Below are 20,982 nucleotides of genomic sequence, written 5' to 3'. Positions count from 1 at the left end.
ATGCCATCAGCCGGCATTTGCCTCAAGAAACCCGAACAGCTCTTCGATGGTGCCGGCCTCGTCGGCGGGCTTGTCGCGGCGCCATCGCCGCATGCGCGGAAAGCGCAGCGCAATGCCTGACTTGTGGCGCTTGCTGTTCTGAATGCCTTCAAAGGCGATCTCGAACACCAGGACCGGTGTGACGCGCCGCACCGGCCCGAACCGCTCCAGCGTGTTGCGCCGCACCCAGTTGGTGATCTCGTTGAATTCCGCATCGGTCAGACCCGAATAGGCCTTTGTGAAGGGCACCAGCTCGCCGTCCTTCCACACGGCGAAGGTGAAATCGGTGTAGAGGTTGGCACGCCGGCCATGCCCGCGCTGGGCATAGATCATCACCGCATCCACGGTCATCGGATCGACCTTCCACTTGAACCAGTCGCCCTTGCGCCGTCCTGTATGGTAGACGCTGCTCCTGCGTTTCAGCATCAGGCCTTCGCTGGCATGGGCGCGCGACTGTTCGCGTTCGGCCGACAGGGACTGCCAGTCATCGAATTCCAGCATCGGAGACAGGTGCAGCACCGGCGCGGCCGCGTCTGCGACGATCTCCTCCAGGCGCGCCCGGCGTGTCTCAAAAGGGATTTCCCTGATATCGACGCCCCGGTCCTCCATGACGTCATAGGCCATGAGGATGACCGGCGCGTCCTTCAGCAGCTTCTTGCCGACCGTCTTGCGCCCGATGCGGGTCTGCAGGGACTGGAAATCCATGGGTCGGCCGTCGCGCCACGGCAGGATTTCGCCGTCGAGGACCGTACCGTCGGGCAACAGCTCCGCCAGCGCATGGAACTCCGGGAACCGGTCCGTCACCAGTTCCTCGCCGCGCGACCAGACGAAGACCTCGCCGTTGCGCACGATCACCTGTCCGCGGATGCCGTCCCATTTGCGCTCCGCCAGCCAGTCGGCGGGCTCGCCCAGTGCGTCGACATCGTCTTCCACGGCATAGGCGAGACAGAAAGGGTAGGGGCGCGAGTGATCGTCATTGACGTCGCCCGACAGAATCAGGTCGTCATAGGTGGTGTTCTGCGGGGTCCAGTCGCCCATCAGCCTGTGCGCGATGACGGCCTCATCGATGCCGGTCGCCTTCGACAGGGCCCGCGACATGAGCTTTTGCGACACGCCGACGCGAAAGCCGCCGGTGATCAGCTTGTTGAAGAGGAAACACTCGACGCGGTCCAGGCGGCGCCAGGCGTTGGTCACGGCTTGCTTGCGCTCGTCCTCTTCGACGCTGCTGAGCCCGACGATCAGGTTGATCCACTCGCTCAGCGAGACGTCTTTTGCGTCGCCATGTTCCGGCAGGACGAGCGCGATCGTCTCGGCAAGGTCGCCGACCACCGGGTAGGCTTCCTCGAACAGCCAAAGGGGAATGCCGGCAGCTTCCGCGGCCCATTCGCGCAGCATCGTCGTATTGACTGTCCGGCGCGGCCGGCGATGGGACAGGAGCGCAATGGTCCAGAGTTTGTCGTCATCACTGGCGGCTTTGAAGAACTCCGAGAGGGCGGCAACCTTGACGGTCGTCTTTGTTGTGCGGTCGAGCGCCGTGAAAAGTTCCGCGAAGTCCCTCATGCGGACGTCCTTTCGCCTTCCGCCGGCTCCTCGAGATCATCGCCGCGGAACTCGGTCTCGACAATGCGTGCATCGTATCCGCGCTCCTCGAGCCAGCGCCTGAAGATCTCCGTGTAGCCATGCGTGACATAGATCCGCTCGGCGCCGGTGGCGGCAATCGCCTCGTTCAGTTCGGTCCAGTCGCAGTGATCGGAAAGCACGAAGCCGCGGTCCACGGCACGCCGGCGCCGCACGCCGCGCAGCGCCATCCAGCCGGAAGCGAACCCGGTCGAAGCCTTCGGAAACCGGCGCATCCAGTTCGAGCCGAGCGCCCCCGGCGGCGCGATGACAAGGGCGCCGGCGTAATCCTTTTTTTGCTGCTCGTCGGTCACCTGCGTGGTTTGCGGAAGGGAAAGTCCCTGCGAGCGCAGAACCGCGTTGGTGTTTTCCACCGCGCCATGGGTGAAGATCGGCCCGATGCCATCGTCGATTCCGGCCAGCAGGCGCTGCGCCTTTCCAAGCGAATAGGCACCCAGCACGCTGGTTCGGCCGTCGGCGGCATTGTCCCGCCACCAACTGTTGATGTCGGAAAGAACGTCCACTTGCGGGCGCCATTTGAAGACCGGCAGTCCGAAGGTGCATTCGCTGATGAATGCGTTGCATCGGACCGGCTCGAAGGTCTCGGACAGATTGTCTGGCGTGACCTTGTAGTCGCCGGAAACGACCCAGACCTCACCTTTGTATTCGATCCTGATCTGCGCCGAGCCGGGAATATGGCCGGCCGGATGAAACGAGACGGAAACCCCGTTTATCGTCCGCGTCTCGCCGAATTGCACCGTCTGCAATGCGATGTCGCCGAGCCGCAGGCGAATGACGGGCGCCGCGGCTTCGGTGCTGAGATAGGCGCCGTGACCGGGCCGCGCGTGGTCGGCGTGCCCGTGCGTGATCAGCGCCCGGTCGACGGGTTTCCACGGGTCGATGTAGACATCCGCGCGGCGGCAATAGATGCCGCGATCCGTAAACTCCAGCAAAGCCATTTGCGAAACCCGGTCAATCTGAAGACAACACGTCCTTGCCGGACGTAACATGGAACGCTGCCTGCTGTTCGGCAAGCGCGAAGCGCCGGAGGGCGCTGCAGCGAGGGGATCCAGGCCTGGCCGCCGCCGCGGGTGCTATGTCAGGATCGGTGAGTGCCTTGCTCTAGATGCGACGCGCTTCCCCGAAACTGCCGCTGCCCGCAGGCATTGAAGGCTCCAGTACAACAACCTCGCAGGTCTCCGTCAGGGCGACCGGGCAATGCTCGACGCCATGCGGCACGACGATGAACTCGCCTTCCTCGACGATTTCCTCGCGGTCGCGGAACCGCACGAGCAGGCGGCCGCGATGCACCAGCAGCAGCTTGTCCTCGCGGGCGTTGAAGTGCCAGTTAAAGGCGCCCTCGAACCGGGCGAGCTTGATCTGCATTTCGTTGACCTGTCCGGCGACGCGCGGCGACCATGGTTCGGGTATGCCGTCGAAGGCGGTGTCGAGGTTCTTCTTGCCGAAGGGGGACAGGTGCCCATTGAGTTCGGCGACATCCCGGACGATACCGGCGAGCTGCGCCTCAAGGCCTTCCCCTTCAGCCGGGTAGGCGCCGTCCAGCGCGGCCGTTCCGATCGTGAAGCCGGCGGCGCCCGCCTCGCGCACGGCGGCGATGCGCTCCTTGCTGGCGATGGAGCCGGCAACGATGACCGGTTTTTCGGCCGCCGCGCACACCGCCGCGATCAGTTCCGGCACGTCGGCGGTCGGCGAGCGGTAGGCGAGCAGATCGAGCCCGCTCACGCCGTCGCGCGATGCAAGGTCGCGGGCGCTCTCGGCGATTTCCGCGATCGTTCCCTCAAGAACGCTCGGATGGCCGACGATGCGGCCCGGGAACGGGTAGTATTCGGTGCCTGATCCTTCGAGGACGGGCAGCACGTCGTCGACGCGCGTGCCGCCGAGCAGCACATCGACGCCGATTTCGACGGCGGCGCGGGCCGAAGCGACCTCGCTGTCGCGGTCGAGCGAAACGACTTCCAGATAGGATGTCGCGCCCTTTGCCTTGATCGAGGCGTTGAGGGCCTTCAGCGCGTTGACCGGAAGACCGACATCCTTGAAGCCGATATGGCGCACGCCGAGCGAAAGCGCGGTGCCCAGATGCTCCGCGGCCTCCGGCACGGTCTGGTCGTTGCGGGTAAGCATGAAGATGAAGCGCAGGCCCATCGGGGCACCTCTTTTCCGGTTCCGCCGTGTGGATTCAGTTAAACGGTGGACGCTGAAAATAGCAATCGGCCAATTCGAGGATTATGGCTCAGCGCGGCAGTTCGAAGAAGCGCACCATCCAGCCGGCGAAGACCTCGCCCTGGTCATTGCCCTTGATCGTCTCGCGTGCCTTCTCAACCGCCTCGGGCTCGGCGAGATCGGCGACGACCTCCACGAGATCGGACATATAGCCCGGTGTAATCTCGGGATGATGCTGCGTGGTGAAGATGTGCTGGCCGATCGAATAGGCGCCCACCGGCGCGATCGGGCTGCTGCCGAGCACCATGGCGCCGTCCGGCAGCGCGAGAACCTGTTCCTTGTGGGCCGAATAGAGGCTCAGTTCGGCGTGAGGCGGATCCATCCAGCGCGTGTGGCGGATGTAGCGCGTCGGCTCGATGCCGAGCCCCCAGCCGTCCGGATTGGCGCCGACCCGTCCGCCGAGCGCCGCGGCGATCGCCTGGTGCCCGAAACAGGCGCCCACGGTCGGTATTTTCAGCCGGTCGAGTTCGCGGATGAATTCCTTGAGCCGGACGATCCACGGATCGTCGTCGTTGACCGAGGAGGGGCTGCCGGTGATCACATAACCCTGGTAGTCGGAGGCCGCGTCCGGAAAGACATCGTCCTTGACGGCAACAGAAACATAGGTCCAGCCGGGCCGATGCTGCGCCAGCAGCGCGCGGAACTTCTCGCCGTCGTCCGGATGGTTCTTTGAAAGATCCGTATCGTCGTTGTCGGCAAGCAGGATGGCGATGCGCATGGGCGGTTCAGTCCTTCACTTCCAGGGCTTCGATCTGCAGCTCCAGGCCGTGGGTGATGTGGTCGATGATGGCGTCCATTGCGAATGTCGGGTTGCCGGTTTCGATCGCCTCGACGAGCCGGATATGGTCGCCGAAGGAAGCGGACAGGTCGATCTTCTCGATCACCGCAAAGAGATTGTAGGACACGCCGCGGTTCCAGATGTTGTCGAACATCTCGATGAGGTAACGGTTGTCCGTCAGCTCGACCATGCGCCGGTGGATCTTGCGGTTGGCCTCGAAATAGGCGCGCACCGAAGACGAGGATATGTTCTCCTCCCGCTCGATCGTCTCGCGCAGGTCCTTGTTCTTGCCCGGATCGTTTGCGACCGCGAGGATCCGCACCGCCTGGCCTTCGATGGCCGCGCGCGCCTGGTAGAGTTCCTTGACCTCGCTGTTGGTCATGCGGTGGATGGAGAACCCGCCGCGTGACGAGGAGGTCAGGATACCGTCCTGCTCGAGACGAAGCAGCGCCTCGCGCACCGGCGTGCGGCTGATCTGCATTTCCTCTGCGAGCTTTTCCTGGACCAGCCGTTCTTCGGACGATATGGCCCCGGACTGGATCGCCTCCAGCAGTTGATCGTAGACAATGTCGGCGAGCCTCTGCCGTTCATGCTTGATTTTCTTCAGCGCCATAGGCGGTGCCTTTCCCTCAGCTAATTGGCCGCCCTTGAGTCGGGCGCGCTTCGTATACCGTATCCGAAAAACAGAAAAAATACCTGAATCGGGTTCGGTGCGGTTGCATCCAACATGAATACTGAATACAGTATACACAAAAAAGCGAGTTGAGGGAGAATTCAATGTGCGGAATTGCCGGGCGAATCCTGGCATCCCCCGGCCGGGTCGGCAACGATCTCGTCGAACTGATGGATGCGCAGGAACATCGCGGTGCCGATAGCACCGGCTTCGCAATCTATGGAACGCCACGCGACACGGGCTATGTCCTTCGCGGCATGGGCTTCGATAAAAAGGGCCTCGACGCCGATATGGACCGGTTCCGCGAAATCTTGCGCGAGCACGGCTCCGACTATCTGGAAGAGCCGGCCTTCGTGACCGACGAAAATCCCCATTATTGCGTGCGCATGGTGATCAGCGATCCGCGCGACATCGCCGCATGGATCCGCGATGCCGATACGCTGACCGATCGTTTCGAGGTCCAGTCCTGCGGCCGCTCGCTCGAGATCGTCAAGGATATCGGTGGGGCCGAGGCGGTTGCCGACAAGCACGGGGTCCGCGATATGGTCGGCACGCACGGCCTCGGTCACGCACGCCTGGCGACGGAAAGTTCCGTGCTGCCGAATGCCAGCCACCCGTTCTGGGCGCGGCCCTTCAGCGACGTCGCCATCGTCCACAACGGTCAGATCACCGATTACCACACCTGGCGCGAGCGGCTGGAGCGCAAGGGCTACCGGTTCCTGACCCACAACGACAGCGAGCTCATCGCCGTCTGGGTCTCCGACCAGATCAATCAGGGCCTGACCATGGCGCAGGCCCTGCAGAAATCGATCCCCTCGATCGACGGGGTCTTCACCTACATGATCGCCCGCCCGGAAGGCATCGGTTTCGCCAAGGACCGGTTTGCCATGAAGCCGCTGGTGGTGATCGAGCAGGCCGGCGAGCTTGCTGCCGCGACGGAGGAACAGGCAGTGCGGCGTGTCTTTTCCGACGAATGCGACGTCATCAACTATGACGGGCCGAGCCTGACCGGCATCTGGACCGTCGGCAACCGGAGGATGGCGGCGTGAGCGCGCTTGTCATAGAGGCGGGCAGCCGGCACATCCGCGAGATCAACGACGAGATTCAACAAGCCGCCGCCGAGGGCAGGGAGGTGGTCGTCACCAACACCCTGTCGCGCCACAATCTCGGTATTGGCCTGCCGAGGGGCGCCCATGTGCGCTTCGAAGGCAGCGTCGGCTACTATTGTGCCGGGCTGAACGACGGCGCGGTGATCGAGGTCGAGCGCAACGCCGGCTGGGGCCTTGCCGAGGGCATGGCGAGCGGCCATGTGAGCGTCGGCGGCTATGCCGGCATGTCGGCGGGCGCCGCGATGACCGGCGGAACCATTCACGTGAAGGGCGACAGCGGGCCGCGCTGCGGCGTCGCCATGAAGGGCGGCAACATTATCGTCGAGGGCAAGATCGGCTACCAGTCCGGCTTCATGGCCCATTCCGGCAAGATCATCGCGCTGGGCGGTGCCGGGCATTCCTGCGCCGACGCGCTGTGGGAGGGCGAGGTCTGGGTCGCCGGCGAGGTGGAAAGCCTCGGCGTCGATGTCGAAGTGGTCGAGCCGACGGCCGAAGAAGTCGCCGAGGTGGACGCGATACTGGACCCGCTCGGGCTGGTCGACACCTCAAGGAACTGGCGCAAGATGATCTCCGGTCAGCGCCTTTGGTATTTCGAGAGCCGGGACGCGAACGCATGGCTGATGATCTGAACGAAACCTACACTTACCCCTTCGACATGCCGAGCGAGGAAGCCGTCGGCTTCTCCGACGGCGCCATTCCCGGCCGGCCGGCGGGCATACCGTCATCCTACGCCGAGGGCGGCTCGACACGCTGGACGCCGGAGGCGATCTCCGAAGTGCATGCGCTTGCCCAGCTCGGCCGCTACCAGGTGCGAGGCTACAACACCTTCAACAAGCGCATGCCGACCTTCGACGATCTCACCTTCGTGCCGGCGACCATGACCCGCCTGCCGCTGGAGGGCTATCGCGAGAGCTGTGACACCACGACGGTGCTCGGCGGAGGGCGCGGCATCGTTGAAAAGCCGGTGGAACTGAAGATCCCGATCTACATCGCCTCGATGTCCTTCGGCGCGCTGTCGGCCAACGCCAAGGCGTCGCTCGGCTACGGCGCATCCAAGGTCGGCACCATGACCTGCACGGGCGAGGGCGGCATGCTCGAGGAGGAGCGCGAAGCCTCGCAGACCCTGCTTTACCAGATGTCGCCGGCGCGCTACCGCATCGACCTCGACCATATCCGCCGCGCTGACGCGCTGGAGATCGTCGTCGGGCAGGGGGCGAAGCCCGGCACCGGCGGGCTGCTGCTCGGCATGAAGGTGAGCGAGCGCATTTCCCAGATGCGCACGCTTCCCGTCGGCGTCGACCAGCGCTCGACCATCCGCCATCCGGATTTCCTCGGCGCCGATGACCTCGCGGTCAAGGTCGAGGAACTGCGCATCGCAACCAACTACCAGGTGCCGATCTTCCTCAAGATGGGCGCGACGCGGCCGCGCTACGACGTCGCCATCGCCGCCAAGGCCGGTGTCGACGTCGTCGTCGTCGACGGCGCCGAGGGCGGCACGGGCGCGTCGCCCGAGCTTCTGCTCAATCACACGGGCATTCCGACAATGAGCTCCATCCGCGCCGCCCGCGAGGCGCTCGACGAATGCGGCATGACCGGCAAGGTCAGCCTTGTCGCCGCCGGCGGCATCCGCTCCGGCGTCGATGCTGCCAAGTGCCTGGCGCTGGGTGCCGACGCGGTGATGATCGGCAACGGCGCGATGATCGCGCTCGGCTGCAACTCGCCGCGCTACGAAGAGGACTTTGCGAAGCTCGGCACCGCGCCGGGCGCCTGTCACCACTGCCACACGGGCCTTTGCCCGGTCGGCATCGCTACGCAGGACCCGGAGCTGGAAGCGCGCATGGACCCGCATGCCGGGGCCGAGCGCGTCGCCCGGTACCTGACGGCGATGACCATGGAAATCACCGCGCTTGCCAAGGCCTGCGGCAAGTCCTCTGTGCATAATCTCGAGGTCGAGGACCTTCGGGCCATGTCTTTCGAGGCCTCTGCGTTCACCGGTGTCAAGATGGCCGGCATCGACCGTCCGTTCGACTGGTGAACGCTCCTCCCGCCGGCAGCCTGTGCTGCCGGTGACAAGCAGAACGGGCGGCCCTCCGGCCGCCCGTTGACGTTGCAGGTAGTAAAATGCTGGGTAACGGGCGTGTTGCTGTGCACGAGCAAGGGGGCGCGATCTTATCTACTCCCGCACATTTCGCGTATTTAGACAGGCTTGGTGCACTTTCAGCCTTTTCTGGCGAGGACGGCTCTAACGAGCTCGATCGCTTGATCAGTGGGTGTGTTGGCACGACCGAATTCGACCTTGTCGGCTGCCAGGCTGTCGGAGAGTCTTGTCAAGTCATCTACGCTGACGCCACCACCTCCCAGAGATATGAGTTCCAAAACGTCAGCACGGGAATTGTGAAAACCTGCGAGCCGGAGATTATAACGGTAAAGGCCCGCAAGTGTCGCAAGCAGGAAGAGCAGCAGGATACCCGGCGGTACTTGTGTTGCTAAAGTCTGCCACCACTTACCTTCCTCGCGTTCCAGTTCTGCACGCCAGGCCTGGGTACAGGCAAGCGTAACTGCATCTGGATTTTGCTCGCTCGTGGATCTGCCAGAAGCCATCGTGACTGAACCATTGACCGTATTCGCAGGAACAGTTTTATCAGTTTCTTCGCTGGTTCCATCTTCTGGCAAATCGTTAGCGTCTGCTTTGCCGCCACGACACACATGCATGAACTGTTCAAACCGCTCCCGCTGTTGGTTCAGCGGAAACAATCCCGTCCAAAGTCCACTGATATCATCATTTACTTGATCGAGTTGCAGGCTTATTGGCCTGCGTTCGCCTGCTATTTGAGAGAATTGCTCTCCAAAATCTCGTGCAATCAGAAGATCACGCACGGACTTGGGTAAGTCGTCCATTGCTTCGAGGATTTTGTCCTCGTCCGATAGTTCTCTGCTTTCATATTTCTCAAAATATGGGCTGGGAAATTCGACTAGCGTTCCTTCACTGCCGTGGATCAAGAACCTGTCATCTCCGACCGGTTCAACGCCATGGAAGAAAACGCTATCAGACCAACCGCCCTTTAGAGACCAGATTTTATTAGCTCTGGCATCGTAGCGGACCAATGTTCCATCTCCTCTGCTGGAGAGCTCGTAACCGTGAATTAGGAAAACCCCATCGGCAACCTGATCAATGCCCAGAAAGATAATCCTGTCAGACCAATCGCCCCTGAGAGACGCAGCCTTGTTGGCCGACACGTTATAGCGAACCAGCGATCCTTCAGTTCCGTGGACTAGAAACACTCCATCGCCGACCTGTTCAATGCCCAGAAAGGCAGCGCTATCAGACCAATCACCGTTTAGAGATTCAGCTCTGTTGGTTGCTGTGTCATAGCGGACTAGCGATCCTTCACCTCCGTGGATCAGGAAGACGCCATCGCCGACCTGTGTAATGCCTTGGAAGACCACACTGTCGGGCCAGTCACCCTCCAGAGGCTCAGTATTGTTGGTTGCCGCATCATAGCGAATTAGCGATCCTTCACTTCCGTGGACCAGGAACACCCCATCGCCGACCTGCTCAAGGCCCCGAAAGTTTACACTATCAGACCAATCACCCTCTAGGGAATTAGCCTTGCTGGTTGCCACATCAAAGCGAACCAGCGATCCTTGATTTCCGTGGACCAGGAACACCCCATCGCCGACCTGCTCAAGGCCCCGAAAGTTTACACTATCAGACCAATCACCCTCTAGGGAATTAGCCTTGCTGGTTGCCGCATCAAAGCGAACCAGCGATCCTTGATTTCCGTGGACCAGGAACACCCCATCGCCGACTTGTTCAATGCCCTGGAAGTCAACACTGTCATACCAATCACCCTTTAGAGGTTCTGCCTTGTTGGTTGCTGCGTCATAGCGGACCAGCGATCCTTCATTGCCATGGATCAGGAACACCCCATCGCCCACCTGTTCGACACCCCGAAAGTTTGCACTATCAGACCAATTACCATCTAGGGACTCAGCCTTGCTGGTTGCCGCATCAAAACGGACCAGCGATCCTTGGTTTCCACGGACTAGGAAAACCCCGTCAACGACCTGTTCGATGCCCCGGAAGTTTACACTGTCAGACCAATCCCCCTTTAGAGACTCATTTGTTTCCAATCTGAGGACTTCAATTAGGCGGTTCCATAACTCGCTCCGGCGATCGTCCAAATGTTCATCTGATATTTCGAGGGCCTGCTTCGTATCCAGCAGTGTCAGCCGTCGACCGTCCAGATATTGGTTGAAGAAAGGTAGCGCGAGATAGAAGAACAGGCCTGCAATAACAGTCAAAAGAAGGAAAAATAGGACAATCCGAGATGTTAGCGCTGCACGTCTCGCTCGGCGCCGTAGAAGGGAAATTAGTGCTCCTACAGACTGGCTGCCCTTCAGCTCAGCGGTCAGTGCTTCCTTTTCCGCACGCTGATAAAGCGTCTTCAAAGGATCTGAGTCCTGCTGTGCTGCTCCTCCCCCACCGTCGGACATAAGGCCATTACCTTAAATACAACGAACATGAACTCATAGTAATTGGCGTAAACTCCAAAATACAACCAAAAATATTTTTGCAACTCGATGCTCGCAATAAGCGTGCGCGGTATTCGATTGTCACGCGATGTGAATTGTTGGCATTGGCGTTCGCCCGCCCTAATGTCTGCAGGCAGGAAGATGCGGAACTGGTGCGGGATGGCGGAACTTCTCATAGTCTATCATTCAAAGACGGGCGGCAGCCGGCAGATGGCCGAAGCCGCGGCCGAGGCGGCGCGCGAGGAGACGCGGACCGACCTGAAGACGGCGGACAGGGCAGGGCCGGACGACCTGCTGCGGGCCGACGGCTACATCTTCTGCGCACCGGAGAACCTGGCGGCCATTGCCGGCGTGATGAAGGATTTCTACGACCGCTGCTACTACCCGGTCCTCGGCCGCATCGAGGGGCGCCCCTACGCCCAGATGGTCTGCGCCGGCTCGGACGGCGAGAACGCCGCGCGCCAGACCGCCCGCATCGCCACCGGCTGGCGGCTGAAGGAGGTGCAGCCGCCCTTGATCGTCTGCACCCACGCGCAGACACCGGAAGAGATTCTCGCCGAAAAGACCATTCCGGAAGAGCAGCTTGCCCTGTGCCGTGACCTCGGCCGGGCGCTCGCCGCCGGCCTCGCCATGGGCGTTTATTGACCGCGGCAAGCGGATCCGATGTGAAGGACCAGGACATGACCGACTATACGCTTTACTACTGGCCGATCGCGTTTCGCGGTCAGTTCGTGCGCTCAGTGCTTGCCCATGTCGGCGCCACCTGGGACGAGACGGATTTCAACGCAATCAGGGCCCTCAAGAGCAAATCGCCGGCCGAACAGCCCGTCCCGCATATGGGACCGCCCGTGCTGACCGATCATGCGGCCGCTCTGTCCTTCTCGCAGATGCCGGCGATCCTGCACTATCTGGGAAAAAAGCACGGCCTGATGGAAGACGATCCCGCCAGCGAGGCGATGACCGTCAAGATCGTCGCCGACGCCAATGACGTGCTTTACGAGATCACGCTGTACAACGGCGCCCAGATGTGGACCGGGGAGAGCTGGCGTGACTTCGTTCCCCGATTGGAACGCTGGATGGCGATGTTCGAAGAGACGGGCCGTCGGCACGGCATGACCGCGGAGGCGGGATATCTTCTGGGTACCGACAAGCCGGGGATCGCCGATCTTGCGACCTGCAGCCTCTGGGGCACCATGACGGAGAAGCTGCCGTCGCTCCGGCCGCTTCTTGAGAAGGCGGCTCCCGCAATCGCTGGCCTGTGCGACCGGATTGCCGCATTGCCGGAACAGGCGGAACTGCGCGCCCGCAGCGACGCCGAATACGGCGAGTTGTATTGCGCCGGCCAGATCGAGGCCTCGCTCCGCAAGGTGCTCTCCGCCTAGCGCAGATACATCGGTATGCCCTCGACCCGCGCGATCTTCGGGCGGTACTGGTCGATATCGTAGAGCCCGTCGACGTCGACCCGGTGCTCGCCCTGCGTGCTGATGTCGGCGGGCTGGGTGCTGTAGCAGCCGTCGCGGATGGCCATCATCAGGCCGCTCTTGCCCTCCTCGATGAGCTGCACGCACATGGTTCCGTAGTTCTTCGCAACGATCAGGTCCACCGCGTCGGGTCCGCCCGACCGCAACAGGTAACCGAGGTTCTGGACCATGATATTGGTGCCCGTGAGCTGCTTGATCCCGGCGGCGACGCGCTCGCCGATGCCGCCCAGCTTCTTGTGGCCGTAGGCGTCCTCTTCGCCGCTTTCGATGATGTCTTCATTGATGATGCGGGCGCCCTCGGAGATGACCGAAATGGTGTAGTTCGACGATTTGCGCGCCCGGTCCGCGGTCAGCAGGTCGGCAAGGCGCTGGAGATCGAAGGGAACCTCGGCGATCAGCGTGCGGTCGGCATCGGCGAGATAGCCGCCGGCAAGCGCCGTCAGCCCGCAATTGCGCCCGAACAGTTCGACGATCATGTTCCGCTCGTGGCTGCCGGCCGACGTGCGCAGCCGGTTGATCATCTCCACGGACCGCGTCACGCATGTGGAAAAGCCGATGCAGTAGTCTGTGCCGAACACGTCATTGTCCATCGTCTTGGGGATGCACATGGTCTTCATCCCCTCCTTGTGTATGCGGGCCGCGTAGGACAGCGTGTCGTCGCCGCCGATGGCGATCAAAAGGTCCATTTTCATGGCGTTGAGCACCGCAAGCACGTGCTCGGTGATGTCGACGCGGCCCTGCGCGTCCGGCTCCCGGTCCACGGCAACGAAAGCGGGGATGTCTTCCGGCTTCATCCGCGACGGATTGGTCCGCGACGTGTGGATGAACGTGCCGCCCGTCCGGTCGACGGCGCGCACCTGTTCGGATGTGAGTGCCATGTGCATATCCGGCGTTGCCGACGGATCGCTCGCGTCGGTGTTCACCGGGCCGGCCCATCCGCGCCGGAATGCGGTAACGCGCCAGCCCTTTCGTTCCGCTTCATTGACGACGGCCTTGATTGCCGCGTTCAGGCCGGGCACGTCCCCGCCGCCGGTCAGAATTCCCAGATGCACGCCTCATCCTCCTATCGCTCGGACCCTTCCGGATCATAGGTGCGATTGCCGATTACTCAAAGGCTTAAGGAGGAGGAGCGGCGTTCTTGAAACGGTCAGTGATGCCGGAAGACGGCGGGCGCCGTGCCAGGCGATTTGCCGGAAAGGGCGAACAGGCTTCCGGAAAGCGGGTGCGCCGCCAGAACATCCGGTTCCATGAGGATGCGCCCGGTCGTGACATAGAGTTCGTCAAGACCGGCGCCGCCGAAGCCGACGCTGGTTACGATTGGGCTCGGCAGCGCGATTTCCTCCCGCAGGGCGCCATCCGTGCCGAAGCGGCGCACGCAGCCGCCGGTGACGACCGCTGCCCACAAGTCCCCCTCGGCATCCACGCATATTCCGTCGGGTAGACCGTCGCCCTCGTTGAACTTGACGAACAGTGTCTTGCTGGCGAGCGCGCCGGTCTGCGGGTCGTGATCGAAGCGATAAATCTCGCCTTTCATTGTCTCGTTGACATACATCGTTCGCCCGTCGCCGGAAAAGGCCGGCCCGTTGGCGACGATATAGCCGTCGTCCTTTTTCTCGACGCTAAGGTCCGGCGCGACGCGGTAGAGGCATCCGGTCGGCTCCGTGAAATCGAAGTCCATGCTGCATACCCACAGGCTGCCGTCCGGTGCGACGACACCGTCGTTAAAGCGGTTCTGCGCCGGTTCCTGCGGGAATTCCACCACCGTCTCGAAATTCCCCGTCGGACGGTCCAGCCGCACGATCGAGCGGCGGAATAGGGCGAGCACATCGCCGTTGCCGTGGGCGACGGTGCATCCCACCGTTTCAGGTGTCTGCCAGGTCTCTTTGCGGCCGGTCGCAAGGTTCAGGCAGAAGATCTTCTGGCCCAGTATGTCGACCCACCAGATTTCATTCGTTGCCGGATCGTAGCGCACGCCTTCGCCGAGTTCCGCCTCGGCCTGCCAAATGCATTTCGGTTCGCTCATCCGATCCTCCTACCAGTCGACTATGGTGCCGTCGGCCATGACGGCGTTCTTCGTTTCCAGGCTTTCCGCCTGGAACGGGTGTTTTTCGGCTTCGCGCTCGTCGATTTCGATCCCGAGGCCGGGACCAGCCGGGATCTCCCAGTATCCGTCGATCATGTTGATGGGGTTGCGCGAGACGACGTCGTTGAACCACGGAACGGCGCCGCTCATCTCCTCCTGGATGACGTGGTTGGGGGTTGCCGCCGCGAAATGGGCCGCAGTCGCGCTGGCCACCGGGCCCGCCGGGTTGTGGGGTGCGATGCCGATGCCCAGAACCGCGGCGCGCTCTGCGATCCGCCGCCCGTCGGTCAGTCCGCCGCAGTGGCAAAGGTCCGGCTGGATGATATCGACCGACAGGGCTGTCAAGACGGCCTCGAACTCATCCGGCTCGATCAGCCTTTCGCCGCTGGCGACGGCGATCGGAGAATGCTCCTTGATGAAGGCGAGACCGGCATGGTTGCCGGGCTGGATCGGCTCCTCGACGAAGGTGATGTCCGCGTCCTCGACGGCACGGATATAGGCAAGCGCCACCCGCGGAGAGGCGGCCCGCCCGTGAAAATCGATCATGATCCTGAAGTCCGGCCCGACGGCCTCGCGCAGGCCGAAAATGGCGTCGGCAAAGGCGGTCACATCCTCGCTGGCGCTGATGTAGTGGGAGTAGGGTACGTTGACGATCTTCGCCGCGCGGTACCCCCGTTGCTTCAGTTCCGCGCAGTGCCGGGCGAGTTTTTCCTGCGAGAAACTGTGATAGACGGCGTCCATCTGCCCCATGCCGAGATGCGTGTAGACGCTGATGCGCTCGCGCACCTTGCCGCCGAGCAGCCGCCAGACAGGCGCGCCGAGATCTTTGCCAAGCACATCCCACAGGGCCGTCTCGATGGCGCTGGCCGCGCTCTGGCCGATCGTTCCGAGACGCCAGAAACTCTGTTTGCGCATGATTTCGCGGCAGCGCGTGATGTCGCGCGGATCTTCCCCGACCAGAAGGTCGCTCAGGTCCTCGACCGCCGCGACCACCGAGCGCGTCTTCCACTCGAGTGTCGCTTCGCCCCATCCGTGCAGCCCGTCCTGATCGGTCTGCACCTTGACGAAGATCCAGTTGCGCATGCCCGCATGCACCACAAGGCAGCCGATTTTACTGATTTTCACCCCTGTCCTCCTGCTTTCAGATATTGGGATAGAGGCTGCAGCCGCCATCGACGGTCAGCACCGAACCGGTCATGTAGGCGCTGAGATCCGAGCACATGAAGGCGAACGCGTTGGCGACGCTTTCAACCGGCTGGAGTTCGCCCAGCGGAATGGCGACGGAGGCGCGCGCCCGGTATTCGGCGTTTTCGTTCCAGGTTTTCAGCGCCATTCCCGCCGCGACGATGCCCGGTGCGATGGCATTCGCGCGGATGCCGCGGCCGGCAAGTTCCCGGGCAAAACCCCGCATGAGTGCATTGAGGCCCGCCTTGCTGGCGGCATAGGGCGTGATTTCCGGCCAGGGATGATCGTGCACCCACGATGTGGTGAAGATCAGCTGTCCGGTGGCCCCTGTATCCAGCCACTGCTTGACCGCCGCCTGGGCAAGCACGAAGGCGCCGCGCAGATTGACCTGCATCAGCCTGTCGAAATCGTCCGCATCGTAGCCTTCTATCGGTGCGACGCCGACCAGCCCCGCGTGGCAACAAACGACATCGGGCATGCCGAGACGGGCGGCGATGTCCTTGAGCGCCTCCTGGCAGGAGGGAATGTCGGCCGTGTCGCATTGCCAGTAGTCGAGCCGCCCCGGCTGCAGGTCGAGCGCTGCCGCGGCCTCGTCGGGTGTCAGAATGTCCAGTGCGGCCACCCTGGCACCCAGATCCGTCAGGTGTTTCGCAATGACGGTTCCCAAAGCGCCGGCGGCACCGGTAATGACGATTGTCTTGTGTTCCAGATTGATCATTGGGCCGGCTCTCCCGGTTTTTCCGCGTACAGCTCGGAACGAATGCCCCCGTCGATCAGAATGTCGGAACCGGTGATGAAACCGGCCTTGTCTGAGGCCAGGAAATAGACCGTTTCAGCAACCTCTTCCGGCCGTCCGAGGCGGCGCAGCGGGTGGTGGTCTGCCCATTCACGGCGCAGGTCCTCCGGGTCGCGTCCCTCGAAAGTCTGCGCTGCGATCTGCACCAGCGGGGTGTCGATCGTTCCGGGCGAGACCGACACGCAGCGGATATTGTCCCTGGCGTGATCGATCGCCACGGTCCGCGTTAGCGCCATGACGCCGGCCTTGGAGGCGGCATAGGCGGATGTGGTTTTCTGGCTCGCATGCCCGAGGATGGAGGCGGTGTTCACGATCACGCCGCCGCCGGACTTCTTCATCTCCGCGACCGCCCGCTTGCAGGACAGGAACTGCGCCGTGAGATTGACCCGAAGTGTCAGTTCCCAGTCTTCGAGGCTGAGCCCGTCGACCTCGCCGTAACGGGCGATGCCGACATTGTTGAAGACGACATCGATCCTGCCGCATTCGGCGACGGCCAGGTCGAACAGCGCCGAGATTTCGTCCGCCTGCGCCACGTCGCAACGGGCGAAGGTAGTTCGATTCTCCCGGGCCAGTGCTTCGCCTTCGTCCGCCAGCACGTCTCCAACAAAAACGCGGGCGCCGGATGCGGCAAACCGCCTGGCCACCGCGGCACCGATTCCGCGGGCCCCTCCGAATATGACAATGCTCCTGTTATCGTCCACAGGTTTCCTCCAAACCTATATGATAGCTTTGGCAAATATGCAGAAATCCGTGCTGATTTCAAGCCTGTACATTAGCTTATATGCAAATTTCGGCCAAAATCGGCTCGAAATTCTTACAGTATTGACATAACCTATCAGATAGGTCATATCTGCGCCACTCGGCAATCCGAAGGGAGGAGATTATGTCACTAATCAGGACTATCGCCGGAGCGACGCTAGCGGCGGCAACAGCGGTTTCGGTCATGGCAACGTCGCAGCCGGCGGCGGCCGAATCTTTGACGATCGTGTTCACGCATCATTCGTCGGTCAGCAATTCATTCTGGCGCGGGGTTCGCACGGGTTTCGACCAGGCCTGCGAAGACTACAACGCCGACTGCCAGATGCTCTTTACAAATACGGAAGGGTCGATTCCCGACCAGATCAACAACATCCGCACGGCGATTGCCCGCCAGGCCGATGCGATCGTCACGGCCATTGCCAATGACGAGGCGATCTGTCCGGTGATCAAGGAGGCAAGCGACCGCGGCATCATTGTTCTGGCTTCCAATGTCGACGCGGTCTCGGGCGAGGACTGCGGACGGCTCTCATACTTGGGGCAGAATTTCGTCGATGCCGGCGAGGTGCTCGGCCGCAACACGGCCGAACTGTTCCCCGCGGAAGGACCGATCCGCATTCTGCTCGGCATTTCTGCGCCGGGTCAGACCTGGTCGGAAGAGCGCGCCAAGGGCATCGAGAATGCGATAGCCGCATACAAGGCCGCCAATCCCGACCGCGAGGTCACGGTCGAGCGTATCGATTCCGGCACCGACCTGGCCGTCGCCGCCGAGCGTGTCATCGCTTATTACGACGCGCATCCTGACCTTACCGCCTATTTCGACATGGGGTTTTGGGAAGCATCGGTCGCGCGCGTGCTCGAGGAGCGCGGTGTCGAGGCTGGCAAGGTTCTCCTTTCGGGCTTCGATGTCATTCCGGAAGTCGTCGAATACATGGACAAGGGCTACATCCAGACCGTCGTGAACCAGGGGCCGTACCTGCAGGGCTATCTGCCCGTGGTGCAGGTGCATCTGATGAAGAAACAGGCACAGCCTGCCTGGAGCGTCGACACCGGCCGCGGTGTGTTCACCCCTGAAACGGCCCGCGCGGCCCTGGAAACCTTCAAGTAAGGACGTGAGAGCTGCCCCGGCCGAGCCGGGGCGGCCGCCACGGAGACAAGATGTCCGTTATGAAAGCCGACACCTACGCGGCGCGGGAGCCGTCCCGGAATGCCCTGGTATTCCTCGCCCGCCCGGAGACGCTGAGCGTTCTCCTGCTGTTGCTGACGATCCTGATCTTTCAGGTGCTTAGCGGCGGCATCGTCCTGACCGCCTACAATGTCAGCAATGTCCTGACGGTGCTTCCCGAGATCGGCCTTGTTGTCATCGGGATTACGGTTCTGATGATCGCCGGCGAATTCGACCTGTCCGTCGGGTCCGTCTTTGCGCTTGCGCCGATGATGGCTTTTTCGCTCGCGCAACTCGGCTGGCCGACGGATCTGACCATCCTGCTGGCAATCGCCGCGACGCTGGCCGTTGGTTTCGTCAACGGCTACGTCACGCTGCGCTTCAATCTGCCGTCCTTCATCACCACCCTCGGTATGTTGTTTGTCGTCCGCAGCATCACGGTGACGATATCGGGCGGATTTCCGCCGACATTCGCCCAGGATGCGCCCGTTTGGCTCTTCGCCGGCAGCATCGGTCCGTTCAAGGCCTCGATGATCTGGTTCTTCGCCATCTTCGTGATCATCACGGTCTATCTGCGCAGCACCAACATCGGTGCCTGGACCTACGCCATCGGCGGTCAGCAGGAGGTCGCCAAATCGGTCGGCATCAACACCTTCGCCGTGAAGATCGGCGCGTTCATGCTGTGCAGCTTCCTCGCCGGCCTTGCCGGCCTGATCCAGGTGTTCCGGCTGCGCAGCCCGCTGCCGTCGCTGGGCGAGGGACTCGAACTGCAGGTCATTGCCGCTGCCGTCATCGGCGGCGTGGCACTGACCGGCGGTAAGGGGACGGTGATCGGCGCGGTGGTCGGCCTCGCCCTTCTCAAGGTGATCGAGAACGGTCTTATCCTCACCGGCATGGATGCCAGCTGGTTCAAGTTCGCAGCCGGCATATTGATGATCACGGCGGTAATCACCCACGCGTGGATCGGGCGCAAACTGTCCAGGTTCGAGGAGAAGTGACCGTGGATCAGCAATCTAGCCCGGTCGTCGTCGAGACCCGGTCGCTCAAGAAGTCCTATGGTGCCGTGCATGCGGTCAAGGGCGTCGATTTCAAGCTCAGGCAGGGCGAGGTCATCGGTTTGATCGGCGACAACGGCGCCGGCAAGACGACCCTGATACGCATGCTGTCGGGCGCGGAACAGCCGACCGGCGGCGAGATCCTGTTCAACGGCGAGCCCGTGGCCTTGCGGTCGCCGCGCGACGCCATGGCACTGGGTGTCGAGACGATCCACCAGTATAATTCCACCGTCCCCAACATGACGATCGCGCAGAACATCTATCTTGGCCGGGAAGTCCTGACCTGGTCGCTTGGCGGCTTCGGATTTCTCAACAAGGCCGCAATGCGCGAGTGCTCGGAAGATGCGCTGGCCAAGGTCGGATTTCATCTGCGCTCGCCTGATGCCAGCGTCGGCGCCCTGTCCGGTGGCCAGCGCCAGGGTGTCGCGATCGCCCGGGCATTGCAGTTCGAAGCCAAGATCATGATATTGGATGAGCCGACAAATCATATATCGGTAAAAGAAACCAACAACGTTCTGGCGTTCACCAGGCAGCTTCCTGAAAGGGGGTACTCGGGAATCTTCATCAGCCACAATCTGAACCACGTATTCGAAACATGTTCCCGTATCGTCGTGATGTCGCGGGGCCTCGTCGTGGCAGACCGGCTGACGCGTGACTTCTCGGTGAGCGAAATCGAAGACCTTCTGTAGCAAGGAACAAACTCCAGTGTCGGACAGGACAACCATGATTGCGGACGAGAAAAAGCGGCGTTCCTCGACAACGAGCACCGCAGCGTCGGATACCGTCAACGGTATCATCGAGCTGATCCAGGCCGAGGGCCTCGGTCCCGGCGATCAGTTGCAGAGCGAGGGTGTGCTGGCGGAGCGCTTCGGCGTCAGTCGCGGAACGGTCCGCGAGAGCGTGCGCGCCCTGGCGCAAATCGGCGTCCTGACCGTGAGCAACGGTCGCCGACCCGAACTGGCCCCGATAAACGGCAAGAACATAGCCGTGCTGATCAACCATGCGGTCCAGACCGCCCAGGTCAGCGTGCTGCAGACCTGGGATCTGCGCCAGACCCTGGAGACACGCTCGGTGTACCTGGCCTGCTTGCGGCGCACCGACGAGCAGATTGCACGCATGAACGAGATCGTCGATGAAATGCGGGTCTCGGTGGATGACGTCGAAAAGCTGACCGACCTCGACATCCGGCTTCACCTGCTGTGGGCGGAAGCGGCGGCCAATCCGCTTTTCCTTCTGGTGCAGCAGTCCCTTGAGCTGGTCATGCGCTGGACCGGCCCGGTGGGATATGCCGCGCTCGGCGAGTTTGAGACCGTGCGCGAGCATATCGAGCTCCACGGCCAGATCAGCGATGCCATCGCCAGGCGCGCGACGGGCACGGCGGTCGAGAAGATCACCGAGCACTTCAACACCGCGCGCAATTGCATCATCGATTCCGGTTTCGAATAGCCGGCGCCTCCAACAACGCTGG

20 protein-coding genes are annotated in these 20,982 nt (G+C 62.2%); 9 read left to right on the top strand and 11 right to left on the bottom strand.

Annotated elements, in window-relative coordinates:
- Positions 1-6: 6 nt before the first annotated feature.
- The 5 genes from E4M07_RS21685 to E4M07_RS21665 all read right to left on the bottom strand — a co-directional run bounded on the left by E4M07_RS21685 (position 7) and on the right by E4M07_RS21665 (position 5,288).
- Entirely contained in the window at positions 7-1,599 is a 1,593-nt protein-coding gene (locus tag E4M07_RS21685; RefSeq protein ID WP_136660490.1) for an ATP-dependent DNA ligase, read from the bottom strand.
- Complete coding sequence (locus E4M07_RS21680; RefSeq protein WP_136660489.1) at positions 1,596-2,615, bottom strand: ligase-associated DNA damage response exonuclease; 1,020 nt, start codon at positions 2,613-2,615, stop codon at positions 1,596-1,598. The genes E4M07_RS21685 and E4M07_RS21680 overlap by 4 nt, the downstream gene beginning before the upstream one ends.
- A gap of 163 nt (positions 2,616-2,778) precedes the next feature.
- The gene (locus E4M07_RS30020; RefSeq protein ID WP_136660488.1) at positions 2,779-3,819 is read right to left on the bottom strand and encodes a cupin domain-containing protein; all 1,041 of its coding nucleotides are present in this window, start codon (positions 3,817-3,819) and stop codon (positions 2,779-2,781) included.
- An 88-nt stretch (positions 3,820-3,907) separates the two neighbouring features.
- The gene (locus E4M07_RS21670; protein WP_136660487.1) at positions 3,908-4,615 is read right to left on the bottom strand and encodes a type 1 glutamine amidotransferase; all 708 of its coding nucleotides are present in this window, start codon (positions 4,613-4,615) and stop codon (positions 3,908-3,910) included.
- A gap of 7 nt (positions 4,616-4,622) precedes the next feature.
- Positions 4,623-5,288, bottom strand: a complete 666-nt coding sequence (locus tag E4M07_RS21665) for a GntR family transcriptional regulator (protein WP_169054338.1) — start codon at positions 5,286-5,288, stop codon at positions 4,623-4,625.
- Positions 5,289-5,452: 164 nt separating this feature from the next.
- On the opposite strand from E4M07_RS21665, the gene E4M07_RS21660 reads away from it, so the two are divergent.
- The 3 genes from E4M07_RS21660 to E4M07_RS21650 are packed head-to-tail and all read left to right on the top strand — an operon-like array spanning position 5,453 to position 8,492.
- A complete protein-coding gene (locus E4M07_RS21660; RefSeq protein ID WP_136660485.1) occupies positions 5,453-6,397 on the top strand; it encodes a glutamine amidotransferase in 945 nt (314 codons plus the stop codon).
- On the top strand, positions 6,394-7,086 hold the full coding sequence (locus E4M07_RS21655; RefSeq protein WP_169054337.1) for a glutamate synthase: 693 nt from the start codon (positions 6,394-6,396) through the stop codon (positions 7,084-7,086). Before E4M07_RS21660 ends, E4M07_RS21655 begins: the two co-directional genes overlap by 4 nt.
- Positions 7,071-8,492: an FMN-binding glutamate synthase family protein gene (locus E4M07_RS21650; protein ID WP_246660546.1), complete on the top strand. Its 1,422-nt coding sequence runs from the start codon at positions 7,071-7,073 to the stop codon at positions 8,490-8,492. Before E4M07_RS21655 ends, E4M07_RS21650 begins: the two co-directional genes overlap by 16 nt.
- A gap of 182 nt (positions 8,493-8,674) precedes the next feature.
- Here the strand turns inward: E4M07_RS21650 and E4M07_RS21645 are convergent, their stop codons facing one another.
- Positions 8,675-10,954: a hypothetical protein gene (locus E4M07_RS21645; protein ID WP_136660483.1), complete on the bottom strand. Its 2,280-nt coding sequence runs from the start codon at positions 10,952-10,954 to the stop codon at positions 8,675-8,677.
- Positions 10,955-11,152: 198 nt separating this feature from the next.
- Between E4M07_RS21645 and E4M07_RS21640 the strand changes: the two genes are divergently transcribed.
- The gene (locus tag E4M07_RS21640) at positions 11,153-11,638 is read left to right on the top strand and encodes an NAD(P)H-dependent oxidoreductase (protein ID WP_136660482.1); all 486 of its coding nucleotides are present in this window, start codon (positions 11,153-11,155) and stop codon (positions 11,636-11,638) included.
- A gap of 35 nt (positions 11,639-11,673) precedes the next feature.
- Positions 11,674-12,375 (top strand): glutathione S-transferase, encoded by a 702-nt coding sequence (locus E4M07_RS21635; protein ID WP_136660481.1) that lies wholly within the window; start codon positions 11,674-11,676, stop codon positions 12,373-12,375.
- Here the strand turns inward: E4M07_RS21635 and E4M07_RS21630 are convergent.
- The 5 genes from E4M07_RS21630 to E4M07_RS21610 all read right to left on the bottom strand — a co-directional run bounded on the left by E4M07_RS21630 (position 12,372) and on the right by E4M07_RS21610 (position 17,239).
- On the bottom strand, positions 12,372-13,526 hold the full coding sequence (locus tag E4M07_RS21630) for an ATP-dependent 6-phosphofructokinase (protein ID WP_136660480.1): 1,155 nt from the start codon (positions 13,524-13,526) through the stop codon (positions 12,372-12,374). The genes E4M07_RS21635 and E4M07_RS21630 overlap by 4 nt on opposite strands.
- 95 nt (positions 13,527-13,621) lie before the next feature.
- Positions 13,622-14,497 (bottom strand): SMP-30/gluconolactonase/LRE family protein, encoded by an 876-nt coding sequence (locus E4M07_RS21625; RefSeq protein ID WP_136660479.1) that lies wholly within the window; start codon positions 14,495-14,497, stop codon positions 13,622-13,624.
- A gap of 9 nt (positions 14,498-14,506) precedes the next feature.
- A complete protein-coding gene (locus E4M07_RS21620; protein WP_136660478.1) occupies positions 14,507-15,682 on the bottom strand; it encodes an enolase C-terminal domain-like protein in 1,176 nt (391 codons plus the stop codon).
- A gap of 16 nt (positions 15,683-15,698) precedes the next feature.
- Positions 15,699-16,460, bottom strand: a complete 762-nt coding sequence (locus tag E4M07_RS21615; protein ID WP_136660477.1) for an SDR family NAD(P)-dependent oxidoreductase — start codon at positions 16,458-16,460, stop codon at positions 15,699-15,701.
- A complete protein-coding gene (locus E4M07_RS21610) occupies positions 16,457-17,239 on the bottom strand; it encodes an SDR family oxidoreductase (protein WP_136660476.1) in 783 nt (260 codons plus the stop codon). Before E4M07_RS21610 ends, E4M07_RS21615 begins: the two co-directional genes overlap by 4 nt.
- A 182-nt stretch (positions 17,240-17,421) precedes the next feature.
- Between E4M07_RS21610 and E4M07_RS21605 the strand changes: the two genes are divergently transcribed.
- The 4 genes from E4M07_RS21605 to E4M07_RS21590 are packed head-to-tail and all read left to right on the top strand — an operon-like array spanning position 17,422 to position 20,960.
- Positions 17,422-18,402 (top strand): substrate-binding domain-containing protein, encoded by a 981-nt coding sequence (locus E4M07_RS21605; protein WP_206057341.1) that lies wholly within the window; start codon positions 17,422-17,424, stop codon positions 18,400-18,402.
- 50 nt (positions 18,403-18,452) lie between these two features.
- On the top strand, positions 18,453-19,457 hold the full coding sequence (locus E4M07_RS21600; protein WP_246660545.1) for an ABC transporter permease: 1,005 nt from the start codon (positions 18,453-18,455) through the stop codon (positions 19,455-19,457).
- Positions 19,458-19,459: 2 nt separating this feature from the next.
- On the top strand, positions 19,460-20,203 hold the full coding sequence (locus tag E4M07_RS21595) for an ATP-binding cassette domain-containing protein (protein ID WP_206057340.1): 744 nt from the start codon (positions 19,460-19,462) through the stop codon (positions 20,201-20,203).
- Positions 20,204-20,219: 16 nt separating this feature from the next.
- The gene (locus E4M07_RS21590) at positions 20,220-20,960 is read left to right on the top strand and encodes an FCD domain-containing protein (protein WP_136660475.1); all 741 of its coding nucleotides are present in this window, start codon (positions 20,220-20,222) and stop codon (positions 20,958-20,960) included.
- The last annotated feature ends 22 nt before the right edge of the window (positions 20,961-20,982 follow it).

Source organism: Nitratireductor sp. XY-223, assembly GCF_004959855.1.
GTDB lineage: Bacteria > Pseudomonadota > Alphaproteobacteria > Rhizobiales > Rhizobiaceae > Hoeflea_A.
This window is presented reverse-complemented; position numbering and strand designations above follow the sequence as displayed.

Bases quoted from the DNA above. Each gene is read 5' to 3' on its own strand.
- E4M07_RS21640 (WP_136660482.1), top strand. From the start codon at position 11,153: ATGGCGGAACTTCTCATAGTCTATCATTCAAAGACGGGCGGCAGCCGG.
- E4M07_RS21660 (WP_136660485.1), top strand. From the start codon at position 5,453: ATGTGCGGAATTGCCGGGCGAATCCTGGCATCCCCCGGCCGGGTCGGC.
- E4M07_RS21680 (WP_136660489.1), bottom strand. From the start codon at position 2,615: ATGGCTTTGCTGGAGTTTACGGATCGCGGCATCTATTGCCGCCGCGCG.
- E4M07_RS30020 (WP_136660488.1), bottom strand. From the start codon at position 3,819: ATGGGCCTGCGCTTCATCTTCATGCTTACCCGCAACGACCAGACCGTG.
- E4M07_RS21605 (WP_206057341.1), top strand. From the start codon at position 17,422: ATGTCACTAATCAGGACTATCGCCGGAGCGACGCTAGCGGCGGCAACA.
- E4M07_RS21645 (WP_136660483.1), bottom strand. From the start codon at position 10,954: ATGTCCGACGGTGGGGGAGGAGCAGCACAGCAGGACTCAGATCCTTTG.
- E4M07_RS21650 (WP_246660546.1), top strand. From the start codon at position 7,071: ATGGCTGATGATCTGAACGAAACCTACACTTACCCCTTCGACATGCCG.
- E4M07_RS21625 (WP_136660479.1), bottom strand. From the start codon at position 14,497: ATGAGCGAACCGAAATGCATTTGGCAGGCCGAGGCGGAACTCGGCGAA.
- E4M07_RS21685 (WP_136660490.1), bottom strand. From the start codon at position 1,599: ATGAGGGACTTCGCGGAACTTTTCACGGCGCTCGACCGCACAACAAAG.
- E4M07_RS21600 (WP_246660545.1), top strand. From the start codon at position 18,453: ATGTCCGTTATGAAAGCCGACACCTACGCGGCGCGGGAGCCGTCCCGG.
- E4M07_RS21615 (WP_136660477.1), bottom strand. From the start codon at position 16,460: ATGATCAATCTGGAACACAAGACAATCGTCATTACCGGTGCCGCCGGC.
- E4M07_RS21665 (WP_169054338.1), bottom strand. From the start codon at position 5,288: ATGGCGCTGAAGAAAATCAAGCATGAACGGCAGAGGCTCGCCGACATT.
- E4M07_RS21635 (WP_136660481.1), top strand. From the start codon at position 11,674: ATGACCGACTATACGCTTTACTACTGGCCGATCGCGTTTCGCGGTCAG.
- E4M07_RS21670 (WP_136660487.1), bottom strand. From the start codon at position 4,615: ATGCGCATCGCCATCCTGCTTGCCGACAACGACGATACGGATCTTTCA.